Origin of the sequence: uncultured Sphingomonas sp. (assembly GCF_934560975.1) — a bacterium.
GTDB lineage: Bacteria > Pseudomonadota > Alphaproteobacteria > Sphingomonadales > Sphingomonadaceae > Sphingomonas_I.
This window is the reverse complement of the sequence record NZ_CAKTFO010000004.1, coordinates 201,670-208,461: the sequence shown is the minus strand read 5'-3', so window position 1 is coordinate 208,461 and position 6,792 is coordinate 201,670. Positions and strand designations below refer to the sequence as shown.

Sequence of the window (6,792 nt, the reverse complement as noted above, 5' to 3'; positions counted from 1 at the left end):
GGTGGCCGAGTGGTTTAAGGCAGCGGTCTTGAAAACCGCCGTGGGTTTACGCCCACCGTGGGTTCGAATCCCACCCTGTCCGCCAACGAAAGCAGGCACTTGATCGAACCACTCTTTCGCTCCGACCGCCTCCATGTACGGCGTGTGGCGGCGGGGGACGGGCGGTGGCAGGTGGTCACGTTCGATCCCTATCACAGCCAGCTGGGCACGGATCGTCCGGGCTTTGGCGAGAGCTACTTTCAGGAACAGGGCATCACCGCGGTGCATGTCCTCAGCCATGGCAACAACTGGTTCCAATATGCTGAGATAGCTGAGGTTCTCGACCTGATCCGCGACCGGTGCGCCGGGACCGAGCGGCTGCTGGCTTATGGGTCCAGCATGGGCGGCTATGCCGCGCTCCGCTTCGGGCATGCGATCGGCGCGCATGCGGTGCTGGCGCTGTCACCGCAATATTCGGTCGATCCCCGCAAGGTCCCGTTCGAGACACGCTGGGGCCAGGAACAGCGCCGCATCCGCTTCCTGCCCGCGATCGAGGATGTGATCCGGCCGGTGCCGAGCATGGTCGTCGCCTTCGATCCCCGGCTCCACTTCGACCGGCTGCAGGTGGATGCGATTCCGGCGGAGGCGCCGATCGAGAGCGTGCCCCTGCCCCATGCCGGCCATCCCTGCGGGCCGTTCCTGTCCGACATCCGTCTGCTCCATCCGCTGGTCATGACCGTGTTGGACGGCACCTTCGATCGCGCCCGGTTCCTGCACGCGGCGCATCGCCGCCGTAGGTCCTCGCCCAATTTCCTGACCGAATTGGCGCTGCGCCAGCCCGCGCACCGGATCGGCACGGCCATCGCGCTCGCCGGCAAGGCGGTGGAGCAGGCGCCCACCGGCCCTTCCTTTCGCGACGTCCACGCCCGCCTGCTCAGCACCGCCGGCCATCATGCCGAGGCGATTGCGCAGCACGAACATGCCATCGCACTGGAACCCGTGGCCGACTATCACTGGGGACTTTCGCGCGCCTTGCTGGCCGCGGGCGACATGGCGGGCGCGTTGCGGGTGGCGCGTGTCCTTCAGGAGGAGGCGCCGCATCGCGCCGGATGCCATGCCTGGGCGGCGAAGCTCCAGTCGCTGATGGGCGACATGGAGGGCGAGATTGCCGACCTGCGCCGCGCCGCCGCGCTCGATCCCCGCAACTCTTCCTACCGATTCACCATCCGCAAGCGCGGGTGGCAGCTCAGATGGAGCCGCCTGCTTCGCCTGCTGGGCGGCCGATCCGGCGCGCCAGCGGCCAGGCGATAAGCAGCGCCGCCGCCGACGCGATCATGTCCGCCGCCCAATCGGCCCATTCGGCATCGCGATGGATGGCCGGGATCATCTGGCTCAATTCGATAAAGCCGCCGAACAGCGCGATCGGCACGAACAGCCGCCACGTCCGGACATGCGGATAGGCGAAGCGCGCCAGCAGCGACACGGTGAAGAATGCCGCCATGTGATCGGTCTTGTCCGACCCGCCGAGGTGCGGCGCCTCCTGCTGCGGCAGGATCGCGGCGATATAGGCGGCAGCCACGGCGAGCCAGCAGGCGGCGACGAACAGGCGGCGAAGGCGGGGCGACATGGCGCCTGCATGCCCGTCGCCGGCCGATCCGTAAAGTGCGCGCGATTGCGATGTGGCGACACCTCTGCCAAGCAAAGGTGGTGCAGATGACGAAGCCCGCCGCCGAGCTCGATCGGCTGATCGCCACCGCCCGCGACTGGAGCGATGCTCCCCTGGCGCTGGCGACCGTGACCGCGACCTGGGGCTCCGCCCCGCGACCGCGCGGCAGCCACATGCTGGTGCATCAGGATGGTCGGTTCGAAGGCTCCGTCTCCGGCGGCTGCGTCGAGGGCGAGGTGCTGCATGCCGCCGCCGAGACGATCCGCGACGGCCGCCATCGCCGGCTGGAGTTCGGCGTCGCGGACGAAAGTGCGTGGGAGGTCGGCCTCCCCTGCGGCGGGCATATCGAGATTCTGGTGCAGCCGGTCACCGACGGCGGCTTCTCCCCTGCCCTGTTCGGCCGCATCGGGGACGCCCGTACGCGGGGCGAGGCGCTGAGTCTCGCGACCGATCTCGCGGCAGGGCAGACGATCGAGGCGAGCGAGCCCGGCGAGAACTGGTTCGTCAACCGCTACGCCCCGCCCCGGCGGCTGCTGATCGTGGGCGCAGTGCAGATCGCCCAGGCCCTGGCCGGGTTCGCGCGTGGGCTGGACGTCGCGCCGACCTTGATCGATCCACGCGGCCGGTTCCTGACCAACGAGCGGTTTCCCGGTGTCGAGTTGGACGATCGCTGGCCGGATGAAGCGGTGGCGGAGCGCCGACCGGATGCGGCGACGGCGGTGGTGACGCTGAGCCATGATCCGAAGATCGATGATCCCGCGCTGATCGCCGCGCTTCGGGCGCCGACCTGTTATATCGCGGCGTTGGGATCGCGTCGCAGCCATGCCAAGCGGGTCGAGCGGCTGACTGCCGCGGGGATCTCTGCGGAGCAGATTGCGCGGATCGATGCGCCGGCGGGGCTGTCGATCAACGCGCAGGGCCCGGCCGAGATCGCGCTATCGATCGCGGCGGGCATGATTGCGGCCTTCCGGCGCTGACCCGCAGCGCCGGAAGAACCTTTCCGCTTACTTGCGGCTGAGCGACAGACCGCCGAAGCGCTTGTTGAAGCGGGCAACCTGACCACCCTGGTCGAGCAGCTGGGCGCGGCCACCGGTCCAGGCAGGGTGCGCCAGCGGATCGATGTCGAGCAGCAGCGTCTCGCCCTCGGCGCCCCAGGTGGAGCGCGTCTCGAACACGGTGCCGTCGGTCATCTGCACCTTGATGGTGTGGTAATCGGGGTGGATGTTCTTCTTCATGATGTCATTCCTGGAAAATGGCTGGTTTCCGACCAGCCGGAGGAAGCGGCGCGCATAACGTCACGACGCCGAAAAGGAAAGGCTCAACCTGCCTTGGGCGGATCGGCGATCATCGCGGTGAAGTTGGCCTGCGCAACGACCTTGCCGTCGATCAGCGCCTTGCCGGCAAACTTGCACACGGTCGCTCGTTTCTGCACGAACTCGACCTCCAGCCGCAGCAACACGCCCGGTTCCACCGGCGCACGGAACTTCGCCTCGTCGATCGCCATGAAATAGACGAGCTTGCCCGAACCCGCCAGGCCAAGGCTTTCCACCGCAAGCACGCCGGCCGCCTGGGCCAGCGCTTCCACGATCAGCACGCCCGGCATGATCGGGCGACCGGGGAAATGCCCCTGGAAGAAGCTTTCGTTGAACGAAACCGCCTTGATCGCCGCGATGCGCTGGTCGGGCACGAGTTCCTCGACCCGGTCGACCAGCAACATCGGATAGCGATGGGGCAGCGCCGTCATGACCCGCCCGATGTCGAGCGGGCCAATGTCGGCGGCAGCACCCTCGCCGGTCATCAGCGGCCCTGGGTCGGCTGCTGCGTCGGTGCCGCGGCTGGAGCGGCTGCGGCCTGCTGCGGCGGCGTGATGCTGGGCGTCGGGAACGCCGCGTCGAGACGCTGGATCACCACCGCCGTCACGTCCTTGGACGGATCGGCCGCGAACACGGAACCCTTAGGCACCACTGCGTCGGCCTTGCGCTCGGCACGAACCTGCTCCGCGATCGGGCCCATGCGCTCCACGATCTGCGAACGCACGAAGCTCTCCGAATTCTGCACTTCCTGTGCGAGCTGCTGCAGCTGCTCCTGCGCCTGCTGCGCACGCTCGCCGGCCTGGTTCACGGCCGTGATCGTCGCGGCCGGCGGCTGGGTGCCGGGCTTGGCGGCGGCGCGGGCGGAGTTGACCTGCGTCTGATAGCTTTGGGCGGCAGTGTTGAACGTCTGGTTGCGCTGCGCGATCTGGGCATCATACTTCGCCTTGAGCTGCGCCGTGCCGCTCTTGCCGGCAGCGGATTCACCCAGGACGCGCGAAACGTCGATCACCAGCACACCTTCGGCGAAGGCGGGAGTCGCGGCCAGCAGCACGGCGGCCGCCGAAAGCTTCAGGATGGTACGCATCAGAATTGAGTCCCTACGTTGAAGGTGAAGAGCTTGGGATCGTCGCCTTCGCGCGTGATCAGCGCCTTGGCGATATCGATACGGAAAGGACCGAACGGCGAATTCCAGTTCACGCCGAGGCCGACCGACACACGCGGCTTCCATGTATCGCCCAGAAAGCGTTCCTGGAAGCCTGGGATGATGTTGCCTTGTGGACGCAGACCCGTGCCGCAGGTCGTGTTCGGCGACACGACCTGAGACGGCAGCACGTTGCTGTCCGATACATTTGCATCGACGCACACGCGCTGGCCATCGACATTCAAGGTCTCGCGGAGTTGACCCTCCCTGGGAATATTCGTCAAGATCGGCTTGGTCAGACCGAACACAGAGCCGACATTGGCGAACAGCGACGGCCGGATACCCAGTTCCCGGGCGGCATTGCCGAGCGGGATCTGCACCTCGAACTTGCCGAAATAGTAAGCCCGGCCGCCCAGCGCGTCGTCACTAACATTCCTGCGATCGGTGACCAAGTTACCGGTTGCATCATATTGATAACGCAGCACGCGCGGGCCGATGCCGCGAATGTCGAAACCGGCGAAATCGGGCTGGCCCAAATAGAAGCGGTCCACCAACCGGACCTTGTCCACGCCTTCGCCACGCGACTTGTTCAGTGAGTGGATGTACCCGCCCTCGGCATTGGCCGACATGGTGAAGCCCAGGAAGCGCCAATATTGGTGCCCCTCGCCCCGCGTGCGGATGTAGCGAACGCTGCCGCCGAGACCGGCGAAATCCTGGCTCAGCACGACGCGCCGTCCGCCCGTGGGACGGACACGATCATTCAGATTGTCGAACACCAGGCTGTAGCCGATCGAGGACGTGATGCGGTCGCCGATCGAGTCGCACAGATACCGCCCGGCGATCAGCGGATCGCAGCGCAAGGTGCCCGTGGGGTCGAGCGTGCCGTCCGGCAGATAGGGCGAATAGAAGGTGTTCCTGTTGAGCGAGACTTGGTCCGCGCTCAGCCCGTACCGCAGCGCCAGCGACCAGAACTCGGTCAACGGCACGCCGGCGCGGATCTGGAAGCCGGTGGTCGTCTGGTCGTAGGTCGTGTTGCGATCGTTGTTGATATAGTTGAACGAGTTGAAGTCGCGACGGAACACGTCCACGCCCACCGCGATATTCTTGTCGAACAGATAGGGTTCGGTGAAGCCGAGCGTGATCGACTTGGAATAGATCGAGTAATCGACGCCGGCGCGGACCTCCTGGCCCTTGCCCATCAGATTGTTTTGCGAAATCTGCGCGCTGACGATGAACTTTTCGAGGCTGGAATAGCCTGCCGACAGCTGTAGCTGGCCGGTCGCCTTTTCCTCGACATTGGTCTCCAGCACGACCTGATCGGGTGCCGAACCCTGCTTCTGCTCGATCTCCAGCTTGTCCTGGAAGAAGCCCAGGCTCTGGATGCGGTCGCGCGATCGCTTCACCCGGAAACCGTTAAAGGCATCGCCCTCCGCCAACCGAAACTCGCGGCGGATCACCTTGTCGCGCGTGATCGTGTTGCCGTTGATGTCCACCCGCTCGACATAGACCCGTGGCGCGTTCGCCAGGTGGAAGGTCACGCTCATGGTGAGCGCTTCCTTGTCGCGTTCGAAATTGGGGCGAACGTCGGCAAAGGCATAGCCCAGCAGGCCCGCCGCCTCGGTCAGGCCGTCCACCGTATCCTCGGTGATCTTGGCGTTGTACCAATCGCCCTTCTTGATGCGGACGAGATGCTCCAGCGTATCGGCCTTCAGGTCGCGAATGTCGCTCTCGACCTTCACGTCCCCGAACTTGTACCGCTGCCCTTCATCGACGACGTAGGTGATGATGAAGTCGCGCTTGTCCGGCGTCAGCTCCGCCACCGCCGACACGACATGGAAGTCGGCATAGCCCTCGGTCAGGTAGAATTGCCGCATCTTCTGCTGGTCATAGGCCAGGCGATCGGGATCGTAGCTGGTGCCGCCGGAGAAGAGGTGGGTCAGACTGGCGGTCTTGGTCGCCATTTCGCCGCGCAGCCGGCTGGCCTTGAACGCCTTGTTGCCGATGATGTTGATGCGCCGCACCCGGCTCTTGGGCCCTTCGTGGATCTCGAACACCACGTCGACGCGGTTCTGGTCGAGTTGGACCATCTTGGGCTCGATCGTCGCGGCATAGCGGCCCTGGCGGCGATACAGCTCGATGATGCGGGCGACGTCGGCCCGCGCCTTGGTGCGGGTAAAGATCTGGCGCGGGGCCAGCTTGATCTCGGGGCGGATCTTGTCTTCCTTGATCCGCTTGTTGCCCTCCAGCACGATCCGGTTGATCACCGGATTTTCGCGCACCTGGATGACGATGTCGCCCGTATCCGCGCCCGCAATCTGAACGTCGGCGAACAGTTCGGAGGCGTAAAGATCCTTCAGCGCCTGGTCGAGCGACTCGCGCGTATAGCCCTCACCCGCCCGCAGCTTGATGTAGGAGCGGACAGTTTCCGCCTCCAGCCGCTGGTTGCCCGAAACGCTGATGGTGCGGATCGTGCCGGAACCGGGCTCCGGAACAGCCGTTGTTGGAGGTGCGGCGACCGGGCCGGCCGTCCCTGCGGGTGCCTGGTTTTGGGCAAGAGCCGGCACTCCCCCCAGCGCGCTGCCGATCAGCAGTGCGGAGCCGATCCGCATGGAGGCGCGTCGTCCGCCGGTAAGTCCTTCCTTCACGCAACCCGCCCTTCAACCACATACATATTGGGAAACCGGGTCAATCCG

At 65.7% G+C, this 6,792-nt stretch carries 7 protein-coding genes and 1 tRNA gene; 3 read left to right on the top strand and 5 right to left on the bottom strand.

The genetic code is table 11. The features are described 5' to 3' along the window. The first annotated feature begins 1 nt into the window (after nt 1). Together Q0D93_RS05180 and Q0D93_RS05175 are read left to right on the top strand one after the other, a co-directional pair. Nucleotides 2-85, top strand: a tRNA-Ser gene (locus Q0D93_RS05180). A 14-nt stretch (nt 86-99) separates the two neighbouring features. Next, complete coding sequence (locus tag Q0D93_RS05175; protein ID WP_294391877.1) at nt 100-1,290, top strand: hypothetical protein; 1,191 nt, start codon at nt 100-102, stop codon at nt 1,288-1,290. Here Q0D93_RS05175 and Q0D93_RS05170 read toward each other — a convergent pair. Beyond that, on the bottom strand, nt 1,226-1,606 hold the full coding sequence (locus tag Q0D93_RS05170; RefSeq protein WP_294391876.1) for a teicoplanin resistance protein VanZ: 381 nt from the start codon (nt 1,604-1,606) through the stop codon (nt 1,226-1,228). The two genes, Q0D93_RS05175 and Q0D93_RS05170, sit on opposite strands and share 65 nt — an antisense overlap. An 86-nt stretch (nt 1,607-1,692) precedes the next feature. Here Q0D93_RS05170 and Q0D93_RS05165 point away from each other — a divergent pair, with 86 nt between their 5' ends. Beyond that, the gene (locus Q0D93_RS05165; RefSeq protein ID WP_294391875.1) at nt 1,693-2,622 is read left to right on the top strand and encodes an XdhC family protein; all 930 of its coding nucleotides are present in this window, start codon (nt 1,693-1,695) and stop codon (nt 2,620-2,622) included. 27 nt (nt 2,623-2,649) lie between these two features. On the opposite strand, the gene rpmE is transcribed toward Q0D93_RS05165, so the two are convergent. From rpmE to bamA, 4 genes are all read right to left on the bottom strand, one after another. After that, nucleotides 2,650-2,880: a 50S ribosomal protein L31 gene (gene rpmE / locus Q0D93_RS05160; RefSeq protein ID WP_294391874.1), complete on the bottom strand. Its 231-nt coding sequence runs from the start codon at nt 2,878-2,880 to the stop codon at nt 2,650-2,652. Nucleotides 2,881-2,963: 83 nt separating this feature from the next. Beyond that, nucleotides 2,964-3,443, bottom strand: coding sequence for a 3-hydroxyacyl-ACP dehydratase FabZ (gene fabZ, locus Q0D93_RS05155; RefSeq protein WP_294391873.1), 480 nt, complete (start codon nt 3,441-3,443; stop codon nt 2,964-2,966). Further along, on the bottom strand, nt 3,443-4,042 hold the full coding sequence (locus Q0D93_RS05150; RefSeq protein ID WP_294391872.1) for an OmpH family outer membrane protein: 600 nt from the start codon (nt 4,040-4,042) through the stop codon (nt 3,443-3,445). The genes fabZ and Q0D93_RS05150 overlap by 1 nt, the downstream gene beginning before the upstream one ends. Then, the gene (gene bamA, locus Q0D93_RS05145; protein WP_294391890.1) at nt 4,042-6,708 is read right to left on the bottom strand and encodes an outer membrane protein assembly factor BamA; all 2,667 of its coding nucleotides are present in this window, start codon (nt 6,706-6,708) and stop codon (nt 4,042-4,044) included. Before bamA ends, Q0D93_RS05150 begins: the two co-directional genes overlap by 1 nt. Nucleotides 6,709-6,792 lie beyond the last annotated feature (84 nt).